The following is a 22118-nucleotide window of genomic DNA, read 5'->3' on the forward strand; positions in this document are numbered from 1 at the left end:
CTCAACTCCGTGCGCCCGCGCAGCACAAGATCTATCGGCGGATTTCCACGCCGCGGACGCCGGGCAGCGACCGCAGATGCTCGCCGACGACGGTCAGGCTGTCGCCGTCCGGCTGCCCCGCGAGTACCAGGCTCTGGCCGGTCGCATCGTAGCTGACCTGCAGGACCCGGGCCTTGCGGAGGACCGCGACGGCGTCGCGCTCGACCATGTCGAGGGGCGCGTCCGGTTCGAGGCTCAGCCGGATCTCCAGGCTCCGCCGGGACGGCACGACCTCCTGCTCGATCCGCTTGATCAGCCACAGCACGAGCAGCGCCGCGACCGTGGCGGCGACCGGCGCGAACCACCATTTCAGGCCGACGGCCAGGCCGATCGCCGCGGTCACCCAGAGGGACGCGGCCGTGGTCAGACCGCGTACGGTGATGCCGTCGCGCAGGATCGCGCCGCCGCCGAGGAAGCCGATGCCGGTCACGACCTGAGCCGCGATGCGCGTCGGGTCGCTGCCGCCGACACCCACCCCGGCCAGCGTGAACAGCGCCGCACCCAGGCAGACGAGCATGTGCGTACGCAGGCCGGCGGTCTGCGCGTTGAGCTCCCGCTCCAGCCCGATCGCCGCGCCGAGGAAAGCCGCGACCGTCAGCTGAGCCACCACGGTCCACATGGGGTTCATCCTCGCTCAGCTGGCGCCGGTTGGCAGGTGGGACACCAGTAGGTGATCCGTTCGCCCTGGTCGGCCGAGCGGATCGGCGTACCGCAGCGGCGGCAGGGCAGGTTCCGGCGGCCGTAGACGTAGGTCGTCTCGCCCCGCCGCAGCGACCCCGTCGTGCTCTGCGTCCACCGGCCCAGGTTCGCCGTCAGCAGCTCCCGGGCCAGACCGACCAGCGCCGCCAGGTCGGGCACGTCGCGTACCGGCGTCCACGGCCACACCCGCCGGATGAACAGGATCTCCGCCTTGTAGAGATTGCCGATCCCCGCGAGGTTCCGCTGGTCCAGCAGGGCCTCGGCGATCTGCCGGTCCGGCTGCGCGGCCAGCCTCCGCCGCGCCTCCGCCGGGTCCCAGTCGTCCGCGCACAGGTCCGGTCCGAGGAAGCCGGTCAGTTTCGCTTCTTCCCGCGTACGCACAAGGCTCAGCTCGTGCAGGTGATAGCCCACCGCCACGACGTCCCGCGTACGCAGCACGACCCGGATGGTGTGGCCGGGACCGCCGGTCCAGCGGGCGCCGGGCGCGTACACCTTCCACGAACCGTCCATGCGCAGGTGCGAGTGCAGCGTCCACTCGTCGACCCGGAGCAGGAGATGCTTGCCGCGGCAGGCCGACTCGACGACGGTCTTCCCGGTCAGGTCGGCCGTCGCCAGCTGCGGCACGCGGAACTCCGAACCGGTCAGCACCTGCCCGGTGAGCGCCTTGGCCAGCACCTGAGCCGTATTCCAGACGGTGTCTCCCTCGGGCATGTCCTCCATCTTCCCGCAGATCGGCCGCGGTCTAAAAGATCTTGAGAAAAAGTTCGGGGGCGCTGTAGAAATCCGGGCCGCCCGTTCGAGGAGGAGGTGTAAGCGCCACCTGACCTCGAAGGAGCCCGTCATGACCACCATCGCCGCCGAGTGCACCCCGGCCAGCCGGATCACCAGGTCCCTGCTCGGCTACGGCGTACTCGCCGGGCCGTTCTACATCGTCGTGTCGCTGGCGCAGGCGTTCACGCGTACCGGGTTCGATCTGAGCCGGCACGAGTGGAGCCTGCTGGAGACCGGCCCCCGGGGCTGGATCCAGTCCGCCAACCTGATCATCACCGGGCTGATGGTGATCGCCTGCGCGATCGGGGTGGGCCGCGCGATCCCGTCGAAGTGGGGTGCCCGGCTGCTCGCGGTCTACGGCCTCGGCGCGGTCGGCGCGGGGTTCTTCACGGCCGACCCGATGCTCGGCTTCCCCGCCGGTACGCCCGACGGCCCGCCGGTGGCGCCGAGCCTGCACGGAACCCTGCACATCGTGACCGCCGGGATCGGGTTCCTCGCGATGATCGCCGCCTGCTTCGTGCTGGCCCGCCACCTGCCCGCGGGCGCCTGGCGGATCGCGACCCGGACGGTCGGCGTGCTCTTCCTGGCCGGTTTCGCCGGAGTGGCGTCCGGCGGGGGCAGCGCCGCGCTCAACATCGCCTTCACGCTCGCGATCGTGATCGTATGGACCTGGCTGGCGCTCGTCGCCCGGCACCTCTACAAGAACGCCTGAGCCCCGTACACCTACCTAGCAGCAGTCCGAACATCGGCAGAAGGAGAAGATCATGCGTTACCTGGTTCTGCTCAAGGCCGCCCAGCCCGCGACGCCGCCGCCCGGCGAGCTGATGGCAGGGATCATGCAGCTCGGCGAGGAGGCCACGAAGGCCGGCGTCCTGCTCGACACGGCGGGGCTCGCCCCGAGCGTGGCGGGAGCCCGGGTCGGTGTGGCGGGCGGTCGCCTCAGCGTCACCGACGGCCCGTTCGCCGAGGCCAAGGAAATGATCAGCTACGCCCTGTACGACGTGCGCTCCAAAGAGGAGGCCGTCGAGTGGACGAGCCGGTTCATCACCCTCCACCACGACCTGTGGGAAGGGTGGGAAGGAGAGGCGGAGGTGCTGCGGGTGTTCGGACCCGAGGACTTCGGCCCCGACGGCACCCCCCAACTCTGACCGACCCCCGCCCCGCCCCCAAGATCCCGTTTGGATCAGGGAAATCACCCGAATCATGGCCCAAGATTCGGGGGCGATCCCTGATCCAAACGGGATCTTGGCTGTCGTGCACGGGTGCGCGAACGGGGAAGCAGGGTGCGCGGGCACAATCGGGGGGTGGACACGACCGGGCGGGCGATCGAAGCCGTGTGGCGGATCGAGGCGCCGAAGATCATCGCCACCCTCACCCGGCTGGTCGGCGATGTCGGGCTGGCCGAGGAGCTCACCCAGGACGCACTCGTCGTCGCGCTGGAACGGTGGCCGGCGGACGGCGTACCGGCGAATCCGGCGGGATGGCTGACCTCCACGGCCAAGCATCGGGCCGTCGACGCCCTCCGCCGGCGCGGCGCGTACGCGGCCAAGCTCGCCGAGATCGGGCGTGATCAGGTCGAGGCGGTCGACGACGAGGACGAGTGGGCGCAGCGCCTCGACGGCCGGATCGAGGACGACCTGCTCCGGCTGATCTTCATGGCCTGCCATCCGCAGCTCACCACCGAGACCCGGGTCGCGTTGACGTTACGGCTGCTGGGCGGGCTGTCCACGGCCGAGATCGCCCGGGCGCTGCTCATCTCCGAGGCGACCGCCGGGCAACGGATCTCCCGGGGCAAGAAGACGCTGGCGGCGATCGGCGTACTCGGGGAGGTGGAGACGAAGGAGCGACTGCCCTCGGTGCTGGAGGTGACATATCTGATCTTCAATGAGGGATATGCCGCCACCGCGGGTGACGACTGGATGCGCCCGGCGCTCGGCGCGGAGGCGCTGCGCCTGGGCCGCGTGCTCGTGGGCCTGCTGCCGGCGGAGCCCGAGGTGCACGGCCTGGTGGCGCTCATGGAACTGCAGGCTTCCCGTACGCGGGCCCGCACGGCCCCCGACGGCGCGCCCGTCCTGCTGCCCGATCAGGACCGGCGCCTGTGGGACCGGCTGCTGATCCGGCGCGGTCTCGCCGCCCTGGAGCGGGCGCAGGAGCTGGGCGGGGCGTTCGGGCCGTACGTGCTGCAGGCGGCGATCGCGGCCTGCCATGCCCGGGCGGCGACCGCGGACGAGACGGACTGGCCCGAGATCGCCGCGATCTACCAGGTGCTCGCCTCGGTGTCGCCGTCGCCGGTCGTGACCTTGAATCAGGCGGTCGCGGTGGGCATGGCCGAAGGGCCGGCCGCCGGCCTCGCGCTCCTCGACGGCGTGACCCTCGACGGCTACGCGCTCCTGCCCGCCGTACGCGGAGACCTGCTCGCCCGCCTCGGCCGGCACGACGAGGCGCGGGCGGCGTTCCGGCTGGCGGCCGAGCTGACGCGCAACGGGGCGGAACGGGAGATCTTCCTCTCCAGGGCTTCGGCCGGGGCCGGCGCCGACCTATGATCGATGGCGGCGACGCCGGTCCGCGTACGCCCCGGACGAGAGCGTGACCGTACCCGGACGGCGAAGACGGCGCGCACGGATGCCATGACTCTGCTGGACGTCGTCGAGATCCTCGGCTCGCTGCTCATCCTCGTCGCCTTCGCCGCCTCCCAGGCCGGCCGGCTCGACCCGAAATCCCGCGTCTACCTGACGCTCAACCTCGCCGGCTCGGCGGTGCTGGCCGTCATCGCGGCCGGTTCGGCGTCCTGGGGGTTCCTCCTGCTGGAGGGCACCTGGGCGATCGTCTCCGGGCTGTCGCTGATCAGGCTGCTCAGCCGGCGCCGCGAGCCGGCCGCCCGGCCGTGAACCGCGCGTCGCGGTCCACGGCCGGATCCTCGGCTACGGCAGGGTGTACGCCGGAACGTTGGCGGCGATGACGTGCGGCCGGAACGTGAAGACGTTCGGGTCGGCGGGGTCGATCGTGGCGCTGACCCAGTGGTTCTGAGCCGATCCGAAGGTCTGTACGCGGGTGAAGTTCTCGATGACGTTGCCGGCCGCGTCGGTGAGCGGCTTGTCGACGATGAACGTGTGACTGTCCCCGTTGACCAGCACGACCTGGCCGGAGTACGCGACCGTCAGCCGGGCCAGCGCCGCCTTGGTGTCGGCGAAGTGCTGCGTCGGGTCCGCCGTGGACCACATGTCGGCCTGGAGGACCACCATGATCGCCCGGGCGTGCCGAGCCTGCGCCCGCGCGAACGAGTCGGACAGCCAGGCGAGGACGGCCTCGTTGCGGGCGGCGTACTCGGCCTGGTCGCCGTCGATCTGCTTGCCGGTGGCGTCGAACTGGGGTGCGTTGTCGTCGCTGCCCGGGACGTTCACTCCGATGTAGAACACGTCGCCGGAGTCCCACCGGACGTTCTCCGGGTACGCCGCCGACTGCCGCTCCAACCGCAGGCCGCGCTGTCCGAGTGAGGTGGGTCCGGTGGCGAACATGCGCCGGACGAGGGCGAGCCGCTCGTTCGGGTCGTAGGAGCCGTTGCTCGGCCGGTCGCAGTCGGTCCACTCGTTGTCGCCCGGCACGTACACGACCGGCCGGCGGTACATCGCGAACTCGCTCGCGGCGAGGTCGTAGAGCGGCTGGTCGCAGCGCTCCTTGCCGTTCTTGATGTCGCCGTCGAAGGCCGTGAAGCGCACGTGGGCGGCATTGATCGCGGCGATGACGGCCGGGTACTGGGCCCGGCCCGTGTCGCCGTAGGGCATGTCGCCGATCAGTGCGATCTCGTAGCGCCCGCCGTCGCCGGCGTCGTCGCCGTGTTCACCGGCGGGTGCCGCGGACGCCGGAGTGATCGCCAGTACGCCGGTCGCGGCGATGGAGGCCGCGGTGGCGAGGAAGCTGTGACGCATGGAAGCCTCCGCACAAGATGGGAATGGTCTTGTGCGACCTCAGCGGTCCGGGGTGGCCGGGCGCTGTCCGGCGGATGGCCGCCGGGCGAATCCCCTACAACATGTAGTGTCCATGCGTTCCTCGCAGGACTAAAGATCGGTGGACATCCAGATCGAGTCCTCGGCGGCGAAACCGTGGCGGGCGTAGAAGCCGCGTACGCGGGCGTTGGCCGACTCGGTTTCGAGGAACAGCCGCAGCGCGCCGGCCTTCGCCGCCTCGGCGAGAACCCTCGCGAGCAGGGCCGCCCCGATGCCCCGCCCGCGGTCGCGTACGTAGATCTCGTCGAGGAGCGCCTCCCGGCCGCCCGATTCGAGACTCCAGCCCCACGTGACCACCGCGTACGCGGCCTCGCCCAGCCACACCTGGCCGTACTCGTCCCCGTCGAGCAGGGGGCGCAGCGCGGGGACGATGCGGGCGGGGTCGAAGTCGTGCTCGTCGACCGTGCAGAACTCCTCGATGAGCACGAGGAGTTCGTCGAGATCGGCCGGTGCTGCCCGGCGGATGCCCGTCACCGGCGGATGCCCGTCACTGGCAGGTGAAGGCGCCGGTGGCGTGGACCGTGTCCCGGCCCGCCTTCAGGTCGGCGTCGAGACTCACCCGGCCGCCCATGATCGCCACACCCTCGACCGTCGAGGCCTTCCACGTCTTGCCGTCCCCGCCGGTCAGGGCGACCGTGAACGGGCCCTTCGCGGCCTGCCGGGACACCTGCAGGCGTACGCCGCCCTCGCCGGTCGCCCGCGCGTCGGTACTCGTGAAGCCCTCGCCCTGGACGTGGCACTGGGCGGTCGCGCCGGTGAGGTGGGCGGTGAGCGTACCGCTGATCGTGATGTCCACGGTGCCGTGGCCGGGCCGGGTTCCGGTCTCGCCGCCGGTGCCGACCGGGCTGGCGTCCGTCGTGGCCGCCCACGTGGGCGCCGCCTTCCACGCCGGGGGCGGGCTGTCGGCCGAGCAGGCGCCGGTGACGAGGACGGCGGCGAGCAGCGGCACGGGCAGGAGGAGCCGGGTCGGTCGAGGCATGGGGGACATCCTAGAGATGCCCGCTTGCCCTGTCCGTTCAGCTCAATCCTCTCGGGGGATCACCCGGAAACCGCCCGGGTGTCCGGGCTTTTGCGGACAATGGGGATGAAAGCCCGGGTTACCGTCGCACGCGTACGAGCGGTCGCCCTGGTGGGAGCGGCCGGCCGAGCAGCGGGGAGACGGCGTGGACACCAGCGGGGCGAATCCGATTCCGGAACTCCTGCAGGTCCTTTACGACGGCATCCTCACGGTCTCGGACGGCGAGGTGGCGACCTACATCCCGGAGCTGACGGGCGCCGACCCCGGCTGGTTCGGCCTCGCGCTCGCCACGATCGACGGGCACGTCTACTCCTACGGCGAGTGCGACCGCGAGTTCACGATCCAGTCGGTCTCGAAACCGTTCGTGTACGCGCTGGCCCTCGCCGACCGCGGCCTCGACGAGGTGCTGACGCGGGTGGGCGTGGAGCCGAGCGGCGAATCGTTCAACGCGATCAGCCTGGAGCCGGGCACCGGCCGGCCCGCGAATCCGATGGTCAACGCCGGCGCGATTCTGACGACCTCCCTGGTCAAGGGCGGCTTCGACCGGATCCTCGGCGGCCTGTCCGCGTTCGCCGGGCGGCCCCTCGTCCATGACCCGGTCGTGTACGCCTCCGAACAGGAGACCGGCGACCGCAACCGGGCGCTCGCGTACCTGATGCGCAACGCGGGCGCGCTCCAGTCCGAGGTGGACGAAGCGTTGGCGGCGTACTTCCAGCAGTGCTCGGTGCTGGTCAGCGCCCAGGACCTCGCGCTGATGAGCGTGACGCTGGCCAACGGCGGCATCCAGCCGCTCACCGGCGAGACCGTCGTCGACCGGGACACCGCCGCCCACGTGCTCACGGTCATGGCCACCTGCGGCATGTACGACTTCGCCGGCGAATGGCTGCTGCGGGTCGGCCTGCCGGCCAAGAGCGGGGTCAGCGGCGGCATCGCGGCGGCTCTGCCGGCCCAGCTCGGCATCGGCGTCTTCAGCCCGCCCCTCGACGCGCGCGGCAACAGCGTACGGGGGATCGCCGCGTGCGAGGAGCTGTCCGCGCGGTTCGGCCTGCACGTCATGCGCCCCGTCGTACGCACGGCCAGCGCCGTCTACCTGCGACGGACACTGCGCGGCATGCGGTCGAGCGCCGAGCGTACGGCGAAGCAGTGGGCGACCATCCGCGATGCGGGACGGGCGGTGGTGATCCGGGGCCTGCAGGGCGACATCGAGTTCACGGCGGCCGAATCGCTGGTACGCACGCTCGCCGCCGGCCTGACCGAGGCGCGCTGGCTGGTGCTGGACCTGGGCCGGGTGACGAGCCTGCACCCGGTGGCCCTGCGGTTGCTGGTCACGCTGACCGACCGGCTGACCGGGCTGGGGATCGTGACCGTGGTGGTCGACGGCCACGACCGGGGCCTCATCCACGCCGCCCAGGTTCGCTTCCCGGCCCTGGACGAGGCGCTCGTCTGGTGCGAGGACCAGGTCCTGAACCCGTCGGCGCCGCCGTTGGAGGACACGCCGCCGACGAAACCCGCCCGGAACGCCCGGAAGACCCGGCAGCAGAAACGCCGCCGCCACTGAGCCCGGTTCAGGCCGCCGGGCCGGCCAGCCCGTGCAGGAGCAGATCGGTCAGCGTGTCCACGACTTCGTCGTCGCGGTACGCCGATCCGGCCGTCAGCAGCGCGTACGCGAGCATGGACTGCATGGCGCCCATGGCGGCCGCGACGAGCGCGGGGTCGCCGGGCAGCCGGTGGCCTTTGGCCCGCAGGTCTTCGAGATGGTCGCGGAGGATCTCGGTGCCGTCGGCGAGCGAGCGCCAGGCGCGGCCGGCGCCGAGATCGGCGGTCATGACCGACTGCGTCTGCGCGACGACGACCGCGAGGTTCTCGCGGTAGAGCCGCCAGGTCAGGGCGACGTGCTCGCGCAGGTGTACGCGGTCGGTGAGGTCGTGCTCGCGCGGGTGCGTGAAGGCGGGCAGCGCCGCGTCGGCCTGCTCGTCGATGTCCTTCATCAGGGCCGCGAGCAGCTCGTCCTTGCCGGTGAAGTGGTCGTAGAAGGAGCCCGCGGAGCGGCCGGCGGCGGTGGTGATGTCGGTGATCTTCGTGTTCAGGTAGCCGCGCTCGGCGAACAGCCGGCGGGCCGCCGCCTTCAGCGCCTTCTGCGTCTCGGCGGCTTTCGCCTCGCGTACGCCCATCCGCCCACCTCCCTTGACGTCCCACCCTAGGGCAATCAATACTGAATCCAGATTCACTGAATTGTGATTCACTAACTTTGGAGGGACGGCATGCGGGTGGCGATCATCGGCGGGGGAGTGGCCGGGTCGGCGACGGCGGTGGCACTGCGCCGGATCGGGGCCGAGGTCGACGTCCACGAGGCCTATCCGGACCCGGCCGGCCCGGTCGGCTCGTTCGTCAGCGTGGCGGCGAACGGGCTGCGCGGTCTGCGGGCCCTCGGCGTCCTCGACGAGGTACGCCGATCCGGCACCGCCATCGCCCGCCAGCGGATGTACTCGACGACCGGCCGCCTGCTCGGCGACGTGCCGCGCGGCCGGGCGGCCGGCGACGACCTGCACAGCGTGACGCTGCTCCGCGCGCACCTGGTCGAGTGCCTGCGGAACGCGGCCCGGGCGGCGGGTGCCCGGATCAGGACGGGCGAGCGGATCACGGACGTCGGCGGCCTGGACGCGGATCTCGTCCTCGGCGCGGACGGCCTCTGGTCGGTGGCCCGCCGGTTCGTCGACCCGGCTGCCCCTGACCCCCGGTACGCCGGCCTCTACACGGTCTCGGGTGTCGCCCCGGCGGTGGCCGGCGTCGAGCCGGACGTCTTCGCGCTGACCTTCGCCCGCGCGGGCGGCTTCATCCACTTACGCGCCGCGGACGGAACAGTCTGGTGGTCGGCGCAGGTGGCGAGCCCGGCTGAGCCCGATCTGGACGGCGTCACGCTCGACACGCTGCGGCATCTGTTCCGGCGCGAGGCCGTCCCGTCGGCCGTTCTCCAAGCGGCGCAAGGGTTCGCCCGCCCGACCCTGATGCACGTCCTGCCAGGGGCCCGGGCGTGGTCGCGGGGGAACGTGCTGCTGGTGGGCGACGCCGCTCATCCCGTCGGGGCCGGGCAGGGCGCTTCGATGGCCATCGAGGACGCCGTCGTCCTGGCCCAGCGCCTGGCCGCCGCACCGTCCATCGCGGACGCCTTGGCCGGTTTCGAGGCGGCCCGCCGGCCGCGCGTGGCCCAGATGGTCAGGACCGCCGAACGCAACAAGGACGCGAAGGTGGCCGGCCCGCTGGCCCGCCGCCTCCGCGACCTCGTGATGCCGGTGATGGTGCCCCGCTTCCTCGAGCGCGCCACCGCCTGGCTGTACAGCTACGACCTCGGCGAGCTGCCCGAGGTGACCCCGCCTGACCGCGCCGCTCAGGGCTTCCGCCAGGCGCCGCCGAATCTGGGCTTGCCGTCCACGGCGTAGGCGCCGACGGCCCGGGTCAGCCAGCCGTCGGCGACGTGCCCGTCGACCTCGCCCAGGAACGCGTCGGCGTCGAGACCGTCCTTGGCCGACGTCGGGCCGTGGCCGGGTGCGCTCTGCGACCAGATCGCGGAGATCGCGTACCCGTCCTTGACCTGGCAGGCCGTGAAGTAGGTCAGGTTCAGCCCGGCCTGCGCGTCCGCTGTGTACGCGGCCTGGAACTCGGCCTCGGACAGCCACGGCCGGGCATCGACGGTCCCGACGTTCTCCAGGTTGTAGAAGGAGGTGAACTGCGGAACCCCGCCCGGAGCCACGATCGACACGTTGACCGGGTGGTAACCCTTGCTCCGGAGGTCCTTGTCCGTCGCATCGTGTACCGCGGCACCGACGTCGATCCGGACCTCCTGCGCGGGGCTCGCCTTCGTCCGCCGGTCCCAGATCGCCGCGTACGCGACGCCGCCGGAGACGGTGCCGTCGATGTAGGTCGTGACGTTGGTCAGCAGCCAGCCGGTCTCCCGGTGGTCGGCGACGGCCGCGGTGAACTCGGTCAGCGACATGCCGTGCCGGGCGTCCCACTGGCCGCCGGTGCTCCACCGGAAGACCGTGTTGAAGAAGACGTCCTCGTCGTCCTCGTACGCGTCCACGAACACCGGCCGGTAGCCGGACTGCGTGACCTTGTCGAACTCGGTCTGGTAGCCGGCCGCCGGAACGCTCTGCAGGTAGATCTCCGCCCAGTGCGGCGGCCACCAGCCGGGCTGCCGCGTGTCCGGCCAGATCAGCATCTCGGCGTGGGGCAGGCCGCGGGTGCCCGCCGGGACCCACTTGCCGGACTCGGGGTTCCACGGGCTCGCCGCCCCGATCTCCAGCACCCAGGCCTCGTCGAACAGCCAGGGCCGGGGAACGAAGTTGTCGTCCACGGCCGCGAACGAGTGCGCTTCGAGATGGATGTGCGGGGCGGCGGCGTTGCCGGATGACCCGATGTACCCGATGATGTCGCCCTTGCGGACGTGGACGGGGACGGTGTTGTAGTTGTCGTCGACGCCGATCCGGATCGAGTGCTGCCGCATGTGCGTGTAGAGCACGTAGGTGTCGTCCGCGTCGGTCGAGAGGATCACGTAGTTGCCCTGCGTCGGACTCGGTGTCTTCGCGGGCAGCGCGCCGGGCGCCGGGTTGTCGGGCATGCCGCCGTCGCCCGGGATCTTGTCGACGAGGGTGCTGTCGGCGACGGCGCGTACCGGCTTGCCCCAGATCAGGTAGTCGGCGTTGGCATCGCCCTTCGTGCCGGGGCGCAGGTTCGTCCAATGGCCGCCGTCCCAGCGCTTCACGTCGATGTCGTGCGCCCACAGCTGCTCACCCTGCGAGCTGCCGTTCGCCCAGTGGTCGGCCGGGGCGTACAGCAGCTCGCCCGGGGCCAGGTCGGCTCCGAAGATCGGCATGCGGTGGCCCGTCCCGTAGGGCGCCAGGTCGTAGGTCTGGGTCTCCGGCTGGGCGTACCCGTCGACGAAGACGCGTACGCGGATCTGCGGCGGGGCCGGTGTGCCCAGGCGGAGCTGGGTGTCGACGACGTTGCCGTTGACCTTGACGTGGCCGTTGCTGAAGAAGCGGGTCTCGCCGGCGGCGACGACGCCGTTGTTACCCATGATCGACGGGAAGTTCGGCATCGACAGTGCCGGCAGGCCCACGCCCGGGAAGCTGTACTCGATGCCGGTCACCCGGACCGGCGCGGCGCCGGTGTTCTTCATGCGCAACCGCAGGACCACGCGGATCTCCTCGTTGCCGCCGGCCTGCGGTGGCGTGGTGAGGTCGTAGCGGACGTCGCCCGCCTCCAGCGGCTGGACGTCGAGGTCGATCGGGGTGGCGGCGCCCGCGTTGGCGGCCCGCGGGCGCGCGGTGACACCGAGGGCGGTCGCGCCGGCCACGGCGGCGGCGGTGAAGAGGATGCTGCGACGGTCCATCATAGACTCCCGGGGCTCGTTGTCGGTCCGCACCAGCACACCAGCGCCGGCCGCCGCGGACCTGAGCAACGGGTACTCAAAACCCGATCAACCAAGTGCCCGATACCACCGTCGCCATCGGAGAGTGAGACTGCACCCACGAGTACAGGGGGAGGTGCGGTGGCCACTACCGCGCTCGGCTGGCCGTTCGTGGGCCGCCATGGGGAACTGGAACAGTTCGGCGACGCGCTGCGCGACCGGCGGCTGGACGCGTTGCTGCTGACCGGTGAGGCGGGCGTCGGCAAGAGCCGGCTGGCGCAGGAGTGCCTGGCATTCGCCGAGGCCGCCGGCCACGCCACCGTACGCGTGACGGCGACCGCGAGCGCCGGGGCGGTCCCGCTGTCGGCGCTGGCTCCGCTGCTGCCCGACGACGCCGACTTCGCCGACCCCTACGCCCTGTTCGAGGCGGTACGCCGTCGCCTGCCGGTCGGCGAGGAGGGCCGCCGGGTCGTCCTGGCGGTGGACGACATCGACCTGCTGGACTCGGTCTCCCTGGCGCTGCTGTCCTTCCTGCTGGCCGACGGCTCGGTGTTCGTGGTGGCGACCCAGCGGCACGAGCGGCTGATGCCGGACGCGATCGATTCCCGCTGGCGCGACGGCCGGGCGGTCCGCGTGAACCTCGAACGCCTGACCCGCCGCAGTGTGGAAACGTTGCTGCACTTCGCTTTGGGCCGTCCCGTCGCGGCGGCGGCCGTGCAGGCGCTCTGGGAGTCGAGTCAGGGCAACGTGCTCTACCTGCGGGAGCTGGTCCTCGCGGGGCAGCAGGACGGGTCGCTTGTGGACGACGGCGAGGTCTGGCGGCTGACCCGGATGCCGTCGAACAGCGCCGGGCTGACCGAACTCGTCGAGCGCCGGCTGGGCAGCCTGACCGCCGAGCACCGGGCGGCCCTCGAACTGCTGGCCCTCTGCGCGCCGCTGGCCGTCGAGGACGTGCTCGCGTACGCGAGTGTCGCGACGCTCACCGAGCTGGAGGCGCAGGGCCTCATCGTGGTACGCGCGGACGGGCGGCGGCAGGAGATCCAGCTCGCGCATCCGCTGCACGCCCAGACCCTCCAGCAGTCCGTGCCGCGGCTGCGGGCCCGGTCGATGCTGCTGGCCCAGGCCGAACGGATCGAGGCGCACGGTGCCCGGCGGCGCGGCGATCCGCTCCGGCTCGCGTCGTGGCGCCTGGACGCGAGCGGCACGGCCGACCCCGATCTGCTGCTGCGGGCCGCCCGGCTGGCCCGGTTCACGCACGACCTGCCGCGTACCGAGCGGTTGGCCGAGGCGGTGCTGCGCAACGGGCCGCACCCGGAGGCGGGCCTCCTGCTCGCCGAGGCCCTCCACGAGCAGGCGCGCTTCGCCGAGGCGGAGGCCGTCCTCGCGGAGGCGGGCGGTCCCGGCGCGCCCGTGCCGCTGGCCCTGTCCCGGGCGATGAACCTGCTGTTCGGGCTGGGCGACGCCGGGGCCGCCCGCGCCGCGCTGGCCGGGGTCGCCGAGGAGACCGCCGGTCTGCGCGCCGTGCGGGCACTGGTGGCCAACGCGATCGAGGGACCGATCGCCGTGGCCGACTTTCCCGGCACCGCTCCGGACGGCGAGTCCGCCGAGACGCAGGTGCTCTGGCACCGGGCCAGCGCCGCCATACTGGCCGACTCCGGCCGGGTGGTGGCGGCCGAGGCCGCGGCCGAGCAGGGATTCCGGCTGCATCTGTCGACCGAGGACAGGACCGTCATCTCGCACCCGGCGACCCACCTGCTCACCCTGGCCGACGCGCTGCTGCGCCAGGGCCGGCTCGACGACGCCGAACTGGCCGCCACGCGCGGCATGGACCTCACCGTCACCGACGGAGTCGAGGCGCTGATCTGCTGGTTCCCCGGCCGGCTGGGCGCGGTCGCGCTCGCCCGCGGCCGGGTCACCACCGCCGAGCGCTTCTTCCGCGAGACCCTCGCCCACGCCCGCGCCACCAGCCTGCGCAGCGCGATGCCCATGGCGCTGTCGGGACTCGTGCGCGCGCTCGCCGTCCGCAACGCCCTCGACCCCGAGGACCCGCTGCTCGCCGAGCTGATCGCGCTGGCCGGGCACATCACCTTCAGCGCCGAGCCGCAGCGTGCGATCGCCTGGGCGCACGCCGCCGGGGGGCGGCACACCCAGGCCCGCGAGACCCTGCGGACGGCCGCCGCCGAGTGCGCGCGCCGCGGCCGCCTCAACGCCGCGACCGACCTGCTGCACGACGCCCTGCGTCTCGGCGACGACGTCAGCGCCGAGCTGATCGCCGCCTGCGCCCAGGTTCAAGGGCCACTGGCGGGTGTACGCGCGGAGCACGCCGTCGCGGTCGCCGCCCGGGACGCGGACGGGCTGGCCGCCGCGGGCCGCCGGTTCGCCGAGCTGGGCGCCGATCTGATCGCGGCCGAGGTGCTGACCGTCGCGGCCGCGTCCTATGAGGACGATGGGCGGCGCAGATCCGCCACCGCCTGCGCCGCCGAGGCCGACGAGCTGCTCCGCCGCTGCCAGGGCGCGACGACGCCGGGCCTGATCGCGGCCGGTGGGCGTACGCCGCTGTCGGGCCGGGAACGGGAGATCGCCGATCTGGTGCTGCGCGGGCTCACCAGCAAGCAGATCGCCGAGCAGCTGTTCCTGTCGGTGCGTACGGTGAGCAACCATCTGCAGAACATCTACACGAAACTGGGCGTCACGAGCCGGGCCGAACTGTCGGGCATCGTCGGACGAAGGGAAGCGGCGTCATGACCCCTGATCAGGTCGCGCTCGTACGCGGCACGATGCGGGCGGTCCACGCGCGCCGCGGCGAGCTGGCCGACGCCTTCTACGCCAACCTCTTCCGCGACGAGCCGGGGCTGCGGCCGATGTTCCCCGACGACCTGAGCACGCTGCAGGCGAAGTTCGTCGACGAGCTGGAGGTCATCGTCGGCGCGGTCGAGGACATCGGCACGTTCCTGCGCCGGGCCGGGCATCTCGGCGGGCGGCACGTCGGCTACGGCGTGCGTACCGAGCACTACCGGGTGGCCGGGGACGCGCTGGTGGGAGCCTTCGAGCAGCTGCTGGCGGCCGAGTGGACGCCCGCGCACGAGGTCGCCTGGCGCGGCGCGTACGACATGGTGGCCGAGGCGATGATGATGCGGGCGGCCGGTATCTAGCGTTCCACCGGGGGCGTCGCGTCGGGCGCCTCGCGGCAGGCGCCGGCCACACCGACGAGCCAGGTCCGGATCATCGCTTGCTGCTCGGGGCTGAAGTCCGCCTCGACCTCCGCCTCCCGCCGGGAGACCGCCACCTTCGCCTCGTCCAGCCGCTTGCGGCCGGGCCCGGTGAGGAACAGCTGATGCGTACGCCGGTCGTTCGGGTGCGGCCGCCGTTCGATGAGCCCGTCGCGTTCGAGGTTGGCCAGCATCTCGTTGGCGGACTGCCGGGTGGTGGCGACGATCCGGGCCACGTCCGAGTTCGACTGGCCGGGGTCGTCGGCGAGGATCATGAGCGTCGCGTACTGCGGTGTCGACAGCCCGTACGCCTTGAGCTCGGCGTTCAGGGCCGCCCGCAGGGCCAGCCACGTCTTGCGGACGAGGAACGCCAGGGAGCCGGATTCGTCGTACGTACCCATGGCGTCCATCATGCGGCCCCCGTGATTGACAGGTACCTGACAATCTGCCACGCTGAAGCTTGTCAGGTACCTGTCAACCTTACCCGCCTGATCACCGTGAGGGTCTGTGATGTCCCGAACCCGTCGACGCCTCGTACTCGGCGTCCTCGTCGTCTCCCAACTCCTGATCTGGATCGACAACACCATCCTGGGCAACGCCCTGGAGACCCTGGCCGACCCCGTACGCGGCCTCGGCGCCACCCCGGCCGAACTGCAATGGGCGGTGGGCGCGTACACGCTGGTGTTCGCGACGCTCATGTTCACCGCCGGGGCGCTCGGCGACCGGTTCGGCCACCGCCGCGTACTGCTCGCCGGGCTGGCCGTCTTCGGTGCCGCCTCCTGCTGGGCCGCGTACGCGCACAGCCCGGCCGAGCTCGTCGCGGCGCGCTCGGTGATGGGGGCGGGCAGCGCCATGATCATGCCCGCCACCATGGCCGCGGTCGCCTGGACCTTCCCCGGCGCGGAGCGGGCCGGGGCGTTCGCCGCCTTCTCCTCGGCCGCCGGGCTCGGGGTGGCCGCCGGGCCGGTCCTGTCCGGCGCCCTGCTCGGCTCGTTCTGGTGGGGGTCGGTGTTCCTCGTCAACGCCCCGATCGTCCTCTTCGGACTGATCGGCATCGGGCTGCTGGTGCCGGAGTTCCGCGTACCGGCGGCGCGGCGGCTCGACCTGATCGGGCTCGTGCTGTCCGTCTCCGGTCTGGGGCTGCTCGCGTACTCGCTGATCAGAGCGGGACAACTGGCGGCCTGGACGGGCGCCGAGGTCTGGGGGACGGGCCTGGCCGGGCTGGCCCTGCTGGGCTTGTTCGTGCTGGTGGAACTGCGCAAGGCGACGCCGAGCTTCGACCCGCGGCTGCTCGCGGGGCGGGTGTTCGGCGGCGGCACCGCGGCGCAGGCGCTGCTGTTCCTGGCGATGACCGCGATCTCGTTCGTCTCGGTCTTCTACCTCCAGGGTGCGCGCGGCTACACGCCGCTGCAGGCCGGACTGCTCGGGCTGCCGGGCGCGGCCGGCGTGATGATCGGTGCCCCGATCGCGAACGTCCTCGTCCGCCGGTACGCCGCCCGCGTCGTCACCTCGGTCGCGCTGGGCGTGACCGGGCTGGTGATGGCGCTGTGGTCGCTCGTGGACACGTCGACGCCGATCGCCTGGCTGGAGATCATGATGCTGGTGCAGGGCCTCGGCATCGGCATGGTGATCGCCCCGGTGACCACCGTCGTCCTCGGTACGCTGCCCCTCGACCGGATGGGGGCGGGCTCGGCCGTCAGCAACACCGTCCGCCAGACGGGCAGCGTACTCGGCATCGCGCTGGTCGGCACGGTGATGTCCATTGTGTACCGGCACGCGATGGCGGCCTGGCCCGAGGCGGCCCGGGTGTCCGCCGAGCACGCCCGGCACCTGGCCGCCGTGACGCACGACTCGGGCCTGCTGGCCGCGGCGGACGCGGCGTTCCTGCGCTCGTACCACGTCGCGGCGCTCTGGACCGCGGGCGCGGCCCTGGCCGGCGCGCTGCTGCTGGCCGTGGCGCTGAAACCGGCCCCGGCACCGGCGGTCGTCGCCGCGGTCGAGGAGCCCGCAGCCGTCCACTGACGACGGTTCGGCCGGTCGCCCCCTGGTCGGCGGCCGGCCGTCAGCCGCGCGTCGGCGTCCACGGGGCGTCGGCGTCGACCGGGCGCCGGCATCGGCCCGGCGTCCGTCGTGCGTCGGCGTCGACCGGGCGTCGACCGGGCGTCGGCCAGGCGTCAGTCGGAGAAGATCTTGGTTTCGGCGTCGGCGATGATCTCGTCCGGAGTGGGCGGGGTCAGCAGGTAGCGGACGATGGTGTCCCCGCTCGGGTCCCCGGTCACCCGGCAGCGCTCGACCGCCTCGTCGACGTCGTACCGGGTCTGGCGCAGTTCCACGTCCGGCCCGAGCAGCGCCCAGTACGCCGTCCCCGGCTCGCCCGTGTGGTACGGCAGGCCGACGCTGCCCGGGTTGACGCTGCGCCGCCCGGCGACCATCCGGTCGAACTGCAGATGCGTGTGCCCGGTGACGAGAACCTGCTCGTCGATGCCCTCGCACAGCTCCGCGAACCGGTCCGCCGGCGTCTGCGGAGTCACCAATTCGGTGTCCTTGCGGGGCGAGCCGTGGCAGAAGCGTACGGGGCCGAGGCCCTCGATCTCGACCACGACCGAGAACGGGAACGTGGCCAGGAACTCCAGCGCCGCCGCCGAATGCCGCCCCGGCATCCACGAATCCCGCGGCCGGGTGTGCTCCCGCTCGCCGGAAGCCAGTTCGAGGACGGCCCGGTCGGCGTTCCCGCGTACGCACACCGCCTTGCGGCCGAGGTCCTGGATGATGTCGACGGTCGTCTGCGGCTCCGGCCCCCAGGTCACGTCGCCGGGGAACACGACGAGGTCGACCCCGACCGCCGCCACGTCGGTGAGCACCGCGAGCAGTGCCGGGACATTGCCGTGCACGTCCGCCAGAGCGGCGACGCGCCGGACGGGACCAAGTCGGGTGGTCGTCACACGCCGATTCTGTCACCCCGCCGCCGCCCGCCCTATGAGCCGCCCCAAGACCCCGCTGGGTCGCCCCCATGATCCGGTTTGGATCAGGGAAATCACCCGAATCTTGGGCCTTGATTCGGGTGATTTCCCTGATCCAAACCGGATCTCGGCGGTCCTGGAGGGCGGACGGGGGTTGACGAATTCAATGATTTCCATGACCCTGTCCGGTGGGAGAGCGCTCTCCAACCGGCCCGCCCCGGCCGGTTGCCCGCCCACCCACAGGAGTCGCCCATGTCCTCCAGAACCCATCACCTACCCCGGCGATTGCTCCCCGCCGTGGTCATCGCGTCCGTCCTCACGCTGGTGGCGTACGTCGTCGTCGCCGTGGGGGCGGCGCACGCGGCCGGCCCGCTGATCTCACAGGGCAAGACGGCCACCGCCTCGTCCGTCGAGAACGGCGGCGCCCCGGCCGTGAACGCGGTCGACGGCAACGACGGCACGCGCTGGTCGAGCGCCTTCGCCGACCCGCAGTGGCTGCAGGTCGACCTCGGCGCCGCGGCCGCGATCGACCAGGTCGTCCTGCAGTGGGAGACCGCGTACGCGACCGCGTACCAGATCCAGACGTCGAACGACGGCACGAACTGGACGAACATCTACTCGACCACCACCAGCACCGGCGGCACGCAGACCTTGAACATCGCCGGCAACGGCCGCTACGTGCGCATGTACGGCACGGCCCGGGCCACGCAGTGGGGCTACTCGCTGTGGGAGTTCAAGATCTACGGGACCATCGGCGGCACCAACCCGTCGCCGTCGGCCTCGCCCTCGCCGTCCGGCTCGACGCAGCCTCCGTCGGATACGCCGATCTCGCAGTACAAGCAGGTCACGGCGTCCTCCTGGGAGGGTGGCAACGCGCCGGCGGCCGCCCTCGACGGGCGTACGAACACCCGCTGGTCGAGTCAGTTCACCGATCCGCAGTGGATGATCGTCGACCTCGGCGGGCCGGCGACGTTCAGCAAGATCGTGCTCAACTGGGAGAACGCGTACGGGACGGGTTATCACATCGACGCCTCGACCGACGGCGTCGCCTGGAACACGATCTACACGACGACGACCGGGCACGGCGGCATCGAGACGCTGAACGTGAACGGCAGCGGCCGCTACGTACGCTTCTACGGCACGGCCCGGGCCACCGGCTACGGGTACTCGCTGTGGGAGTTCCAGGTGTTCGGCAACGTCGACAGCTCGGTCGTCACCCCGCCGCTGCTGTCCGGTCCGACCAAGGCGCCCGCCACCACCGGGCAGTTCGCGCTCTCGGCGCCGGCCGACAACGCGATGGTCACCAACACCCGGCGCCCGGTGTTCTCCTGGGCCGCCGTCGGCGGCGCGACCAAATACCAGGTCTGGCTGAACGTCAGCCGCACCGACTACGACTTCACCCAGTCGGGCAGCCTGCTCGACCTCTACACCAAGGTCGCCGAGGTGACCGGGACGAGCTACACGCCGACCTGGGACATCTCCGATCGCTGGACCTACAAGTGGTACGTCACCGCGGTCCTCGGCTCCGGCACGAGCACCTCGAACATCCGCAGGTTCAGCCTCTACGTGCCGGTCGTCGAGACCGTCGCGGACGGGGTGAACATCATCAACGGCATGCGGGACGCCAACAAGGACGGCACCATCGAGCCGTACGAGGACTGGCACAACCCCATCGACACCCGCGTGAACGACCTGCTCGGCCGGATGACGGCGGACGAGAAGGCGTACCAGATGTTCTACAACGCCCAGACGTACCCGCAGGCGGGCTGGCACTTCGGCCCGGCCGAGGCAGCCGACCTGAACAACTTCCTGCTGGCGAACTCCGCCAGCCGGCTCGGCATCCCGTTCGTCTCGGCGGGCGACACGATCCACGGCTACAAGACGACCTGGCCGACCCAGAGCGCGCTCGCGGCCGGCAAGGACTACGCCCTGGACTACAAGCTCGGCGACATGCAGCGCAAGGAAGAACTCGAGGTCGGTACGCGCGGCGTCCTCGGACCGCTGGCGGAGGTCGGCACGAAGGTGCTCTACCCCCGCATCCAGGAAGGCAACGGCGAGAACGCCGACGTCGCCGCCGCACAGGTCCGGGCGCTGGTCTCCGGTCTGCAGGGCGGCCCGGAGCTCAACCCGAAGTCGGTGCTGGCCACGGTCAAGCACTGGCCCGGCGAGGGGGCCGGCGGCGAAGCGGGCATCACCTACGACGCCGTGACGATCAAGTACCACATGATCCCGTTCCGGGCCGCGATGGACGCCGGCGCGGTCAACATCATGCCCGGGTACGCCGGCAGCTCCTTCCTCGATCCGGGCGGCCCCGGTGCCGGCAACAGCGCGCCGATCCTCGCGTACCTGCGCAACAACCTCGGGTACACCGGCATGATCACGACCGACTGGCTGCCCTCGGGCGACCCGTGGATCAGCGCGGCCAAGGCGGGCTCCGACGTGATGGGCGGCGCCGACCCGGGCGCGGCCGGCTTCACCATCGCGCAGTTCACGGCGGCCGTACCGGCAGCCCGGATCGACGACGCGGTCAAGCGGATCCTGAACCTCAAGTTCCGTCTCGGCGTGTTCGAGAACCCCTACGGCGACCCGGTCAACGGTCCCTACCGCTTCCACCAGCCCGCGTACGCGCAGCTGGTGAACCAGGCGGAACGGGAGTCGCTGACCCTGCTCAAGAACAACGGTGTCCTCCCACTGCGGCTGAACGCCGGCGACAACATGATCGTGGCCGGTCCGCGGGCGACCGACCCGCTGTCGTGCTGCATCTGGACGAGCTACTTCCACCAGGAGTACGGCTCGCTGGACATCCTCGACGGAATCAAGGCGAGGGCGGCCACCGCCGGAGTGAACGTCTACTCCGACAGCGGCCCGAACCCGAAGGTCGCGATCGTGGCCGTCGGCGAACCGTCCTACACGCACGCCACCTCCTGGGTGAAAGAGCAGCCCTACCTGCCGGCCGACCAGCTGGCCATCATCCAGAACCTGCACAACCAGGGCATCAAAGTCGTCGTCGCCCTGACGATGGCCCGCCCGTACGTGATCACCGAATGGAACGACATCGCCGACGCCATCGTGGTCAACTACCGCGGCGGCGAGGAGCTCGGCCCGGCCCTGGCCAGCCTGCTCTTCGGCGACTACACGCCGCGCGGCCACCTGCCCTGGCAGCTGCCGCGCAACCTCAGCGACGTGCTGAAGCCGGGCGGCACCGACGTCCTGGCCGACGCCGTCGAGAACTGGGACCTGCCCTACGACCTCGGTGCGACCGCGGCCCAGCGGGCAGACATCCGCGCCAAGATCGACGCGGGCCAGACGGTCCCGCCGACCTACGGCAACCCGCTCTACCAGTACGGATCCGGCCTGACCAGCTGGTGAGGGGCTCTTCGAACCCTTGATCAAGATCTTTTTTAGGATCTTGTCCCGGGTTCGTCGATCTCACCTCCGCTCCTCGCGCGGGAGACCGGGAGGCCCCGTCACATGCCGTGACGGGGCCTCCCTGCCAGCTGAGTGGGGCGACGCATCCATCACCGCCGCCCAGTCACCGTCTCACCCCTGCACCCCCGCCCTCACCCCTGCACCCGCGCCCTCACCCCTGCGCCCCCGCCCTTTGTCGCGACTGTCCGACTTGCACCCCCACCGTCCGACGATCTTGCGCGAATGCCCCGAATTTCGTCCGGAACACCTGAAATGCCCGAACATTCGCGCAAGATCGTCGACCGCTCTGAAGGCCGACTGCGCTGAAGAGTCGACCGCCTAGAAGAGTCGACCGCCCTGAAGGGCCGACTGCCCTGAAGGGCCGACCACTATGAAGGGCCGAGTGCGCTGACGAGTCGATCGCTCTGAGGAGTCGGCTGCTCTGAAGATCAGGTCCGCCGTCCGACCCTGGCCGGTCTTGGCTTTGTCGCGACTGTCCGATATGGCGGCTGGGCGGATCGACTGGGCGGTGATCGTTCGCGGCTGGGATGTAGTTTTCGGGCACGTACCCTCGATCCACTACGGCCGAGATGTCGCTCTAGG

General features: G+C 71.5%; 19 protein-coding genes. 10 read left to right on the forward strand and 9 right to left on the reverse strand.

The window, feature by feature from the left end:
- Positions 1–31: 31 nt before the first annotated feature.
- Together G401_RS0112315 and G401_RS0112320 are read right to left on the reverse strand one after the other, a co-directional pair.
- The gene (locus tag G401_RS0112315; protein ID WP_034591295.1) at positions 32–658 is read right to left on the reverse strand and encodes an MgtC/SapB family protein; all 627 of its coding nucleotides are present in this window, start codon (positions 656–658) and stop codon (positions 32–34) included.
- 5 nt (positions 659–663) lie between these two features.
- Positions 664–1449 carry a DNA-formamidopyrimidine glycosylase family protein gene (locus G401_RS0112320; RefSeq protein ID WP_027342750.1) on the reverse strand — a complete coding sequence of 262 codons (786 nt, stop codon included), beginning with the start codon at positions 1447–1449 and terminating at the stop codon, positions 664–666.
- 130 nt (positions 1450–1579) lie between these two features.
- Here G401_RS0112320 and G401_RS0112325 point away from each other — a divergent pair, with 130 nt between their 5' ends.
- The 4 genes from G401_RS0112325 to G401_RS45190 all read left to right on the forward strand — a co-directional run bounded on the left by G401_RS0112325 (position 1580) and on the right by G401_RS45190 (position 4397).
- Positions 1580–2221 (forward strand): DUF998 domain-containing protein, encoded by a 642-nt coding sequence (locus G401_RS0112325; protein ID WP_027342751.1) that lies wholly within the window; start codon positions 1580–1582, stop codon positions 2219–2221.
- A gap of 52 nt (positions 2222–2273) precedes the next feature.
- On the forward strand, positions 2274–2657 hold the full coding sequence (locus G401_RS0112330) for a YciI family protein (protein WP_027342752.1): 384 nt from the start codon (positions 2274–2276) through the stop codon (positions 2655–2657).
- Positions 2658–2813: 156 nt separating this feature from the next.
- Entirely contained in the window at positions 2814–4052 is a 1239-nt protein-coding gene (locus tag G401_RS0112335) for an RNA polymerase sigma factor (RefSeq protein ID WP_027342753.1), read from the forward strand.
- An 84-nt stretch (positions 4053–4136) separates the two neighbouring features.
- Positions 4137–4397 carry a CBU_0592 family membrane protein gene (locus tag G401_RS45190; RefSeq protein ID WP_034591481.1) on the forward strand — a complete coding sequence of 87 codons (261 nt, stop codon included), beginning with the start codon at positions 4137–4139 and terminating at the stop codon, positions 4395–4397.
- Positions 4398–4430: 33 nt separating this feature from the next.
- On the opposite strand, the gene G401_RS0112345 is transcribed toward G401_RS45190, so the two are convergent.
- The 3 genes from G401_RS0112345 to G401_RS0112355 all read right to left on the reverse strand — a co-directional run bounded on the left by G401_RS0112345 (position 4431) and on the right by G401_RS0112355 (position 6492).
- A complete protein-coding gene (locus G401_RS0112345) occupies positions 4431–5435 on the reverse strand; it encodes a hypothetical protein (protein WP_027342754.1) in 1005 nt (334 codons plus the stop codon).
- 129 nt (positions 5436–5564) lie between these two features.
- The gene (locus tag G401_RS0112350) at positions 5565–5987 is read right to left on the reverse strand and encodes a GNAT family N-acetyltransferase (RefSeq protein ID WP_027342755.1); all 423 of its coding nucleotides are present in this window, start codon (positions 5985–5987) and stop codon (positions 5565–5567) included.
- 13 nt (positions 5988–6000) lie between these two features.
- Positions 6001–6492 (reverse strand): hypothetical protein, encoded by a 492-nt coding sequence (locus tag G401_RS0112355; RefSeq protein WP_027342756.1) that lies wholly within the window; start codon positions 6490–6492, stop codon positions 6001–6003.
- Between the two features lie 184 nt (positions 6493–6676).
- Here G401_RS0112355 and glsA point away from each other — a divergent pair, with 184 nt between their 5' ends.
- Positions 6677–8089 (forward strand): glutaminase A, encoded by a 1413-nt coding sequence (gene glsA / locus G401_RS45195; protein ID WP_051366539.1) that lies wholly within the window; start codon positions 6677–6679, stop codon positions 8087–8089.
- 7 nt (positions 8090–8096) lie between these two features.
- On the opposite strand, the gene G401_RS0112365 is transcribed toward glsA, so the two are convergent.
- Positions 8097–8702, reverse strand: coding sequence for a TetR/AcrR family transcriptional regulator (locus tag G401_RS0112365; RefSeq protein ID WP_027342757.1), 606 nt, complete (start codon positions 8700–8702; stop codon positions 8097–8099).
- A 90-nt stretch (positions 8703–8792) separates the two neighbouring features.
- Between G401_RS0112365 and G401_RS45200 the strand changes: the two genes are divergently transcribed.
- The gene (locus G401_RS45200) at positions 8793–9968 is read left to right on the forward strand and encodes an FAD-dependent monooxygenase (protein ID WP_064741741.1); all 1176 of its coding nucleotides are present in this window, start codon (positions 8793–8795) and stop codon (positions 9966–9968) included.
- Here the strand turns inward: G401_RS45200 and G401_RS0112375 are convergent.
- Positions 9917–11920, reverse strand: coding sequence for a peptidoglycan DD-metalloendopeptidase family protein (locus G401_RS0112375; protein WP_169734176.1), 2004 nt, complete (start codon positions 11918–11920; stop codon positions 9917–9919). The two genes, G401_RS45200 and G401_RS0112375, sit on opposite strands and share 52 nt — an antisense overlap.
- A 159-nt stretch (positions 11921–12079) precedes the next feature.
- Between G401_RS0112375 and G401_RS55750 the strand changes: the two genes are divergently transcribed.
- Complete coding sequence (locus G401_RS55750) at positions 12080–14683, forward strand: helix-turn-helix transcriptional regulator (protein WP_051366540.1); 2604 nt, start codon at positions 12080–12082, stop codon at positions 14681–14683.
- Entirely contained in the window at positions 14680–15090 is a 411-nt protein-coding gene (locus tag G401_RS45205; protein WP_051366541.1) for a globin domain-containing protein, read from the forward strand. The genes G401_RS55750 and G401_RS45205 overlap by 4 nt, the downstream gene beginning before the upstream one ends.
- Here G401_RS45205 and G401_RS0112390 read toward each other — a convergent pair.
- Complete coding sequence (locus tag G401_RS0112390) at positions 15087–15548, reverse strand: MarR family winged helix-turn-helix transcriptional regulator (protein ID WP_027342760.1); 462 nt, start codon at positions 15546–15548, stop codon at positions 15087–15089. The genes G401_RS45205 and G401_RS0112390 overlap by 4 nt on opposite strands.
- 109 nt (positions 15549–15657) lie before the next feature.
- On the opposite strand from G401_RS0112390, the gene G401_RS0112395 reads away from it, so the two are divergent.
- Complete coding sequence (locus G401_RS0112395; RefSeq protein ID WP_027342761.1) at positions 15658–17169, forward strand: MFS transporter; 1512 nt, start codon at positions 15658–15660, stop codon at positions 17167–17169.
- 152 nt (positions 17170–17321) lie between these two features.
- Here the strand turns inward: G401_RS0112395 and G401_RS0112400 are convergent, their stop codons facing one another.
- Entirely contained in the window at positions 17322–18089 is a 768-nt protein-coding gene (locus tag G401_RS0112400) for a metallophosphoesterase family protein (protein WP_027342762.1), read from the reverse strand.
- Between the two features lie 270 nt (positions 18090–18359).
- Between G401_RS0112400 and G401_RS0112405 the strand changes: the two genes are divergently transcribed.
- Positions 18360–21476, forward strand: a complete 3117-nt coding sequence (locus tag G401_RS0112405) for a discoidin domain-containing protein (protein ID WP_157545628.1) — start codon at positions 18360–18362, stop codon at positions 21474–21476.
- Positions 21477–22118: the final 642 nt, after the last annotated feature.

Origin of the sequence: Hamadaea tsunoensis DSM 44101 (assembly GCF_000428945.1) — a bacterium.
Taxonomy (GTDB): Bacteria; Actinomycetota; Actinomycetes; order Mycobacteriales; family Micromonosporaceae; genus Hamadaea; species Hamadaea tsunoensis.

Excerpts from the sequence above, each read along its gene's own strand:
- G401_RS0112390 (WP_027342760.1), bottom strand. The coding sequence starts at position 15,548 with ATGGGTACGTACGACGAATCCGGCTCCCTGGCGTTCCTCGTCCGCAAG.
- G401_RS45205 (WP_051366541.1), top strand. The coding sequence starts at position 14,680 with ATGACCCCTGATCAGGTCGCGCTCGTACGCGGCACGATGCGGGCGGTC.
- G401_RS0112365 (WP_027342757.1), bottom strand. The coding sequence starts at position 8,702 with ATGGGCGTACGCGAGGCGAAAGCCGCCGAGACGCAGAAGGCGCTGAAG.
- G401_RS0112330 (WP_027342752.1), top strand. The coding sequence starts at position 2,274 with ATGCGTTACCTGGTTCTGCTCAAGGCCGCCCAGCCCGCGACGCCGCCG.
- G401_RS0112395 (WP_027342761.1), top strand. The coding sequence starts at position 15,658 with ATGTCCCGAACCCGTCGACGCCTCGTACTCGGCGTCCTCGTCGTCTCC.
- G401_RS0112405 (WP_157545628.1), top strand. The coding sequence starts at position 18,360 with ATGTCCTCCAGAACCCATCACCTACCCCGGCGATTGCTCCCCGCCGTG.
- G401_RS0112325 (WP_027342751.1), top strand. The coding sequence starts at position 1,580 with ATGACCACCATCGCCGCCGAGTGCACCCCGGCCAGCCGGATCACCAGG.
- G401_RS0112320 (WP_027342750.1), bottom strand. The coding sequence starts at position 1,449 with ATGCCCGAGGGAGACACCGTCTGGAATACGGCTCAGGTGCTGGCCAAG.
- G401_RS0112345 (WP_027342754.1), bottom strand. The coding sequence starts at position 5,435 with ATGCGTCACAGCTTCCTCGCCACCGCGGCCTCCATCGCCGCGACCGGC.
- G401_RS45200 (WP_064741741.1), top strand. The coding sequence starts at position 8,793 with ATGCGGGTGGCGATCATCGGCGGGGGAGTGGCCGGGTCGGCGACGGCG.
- G401_RS45190 (WP_034591481.1), top strand. The coding sequence starts at position 4,137 with ATGACTCTGCTGGACGTCGTCGAGATCCTCGGCTCGCTGCTCATCCTC.
- G401_RS0112355 (WP_027342756.1), bottom strand. The coding sequence starts at position 6,492 with ATGCCTCGACCGACCCGGCTCCTCCTGCCCGTGCCGCTGCTCGCCGCC.
- G401_RS0112375 (WP_169734176.1), bottom strand. The coding sequence starts at position 11,920 with ATGGACCGTCGCAGCATCCTCTTCACCGCCGCCGCCGTGGCCGGCGCG.
- G401_RS0112315 (WP_034591295.1), bottom strand. The coding sequence starts at position 658 with ATGTGGACCGTGGTGGCTCAGCTGACGGTCGCGGCTTTCCTCGGCGCG.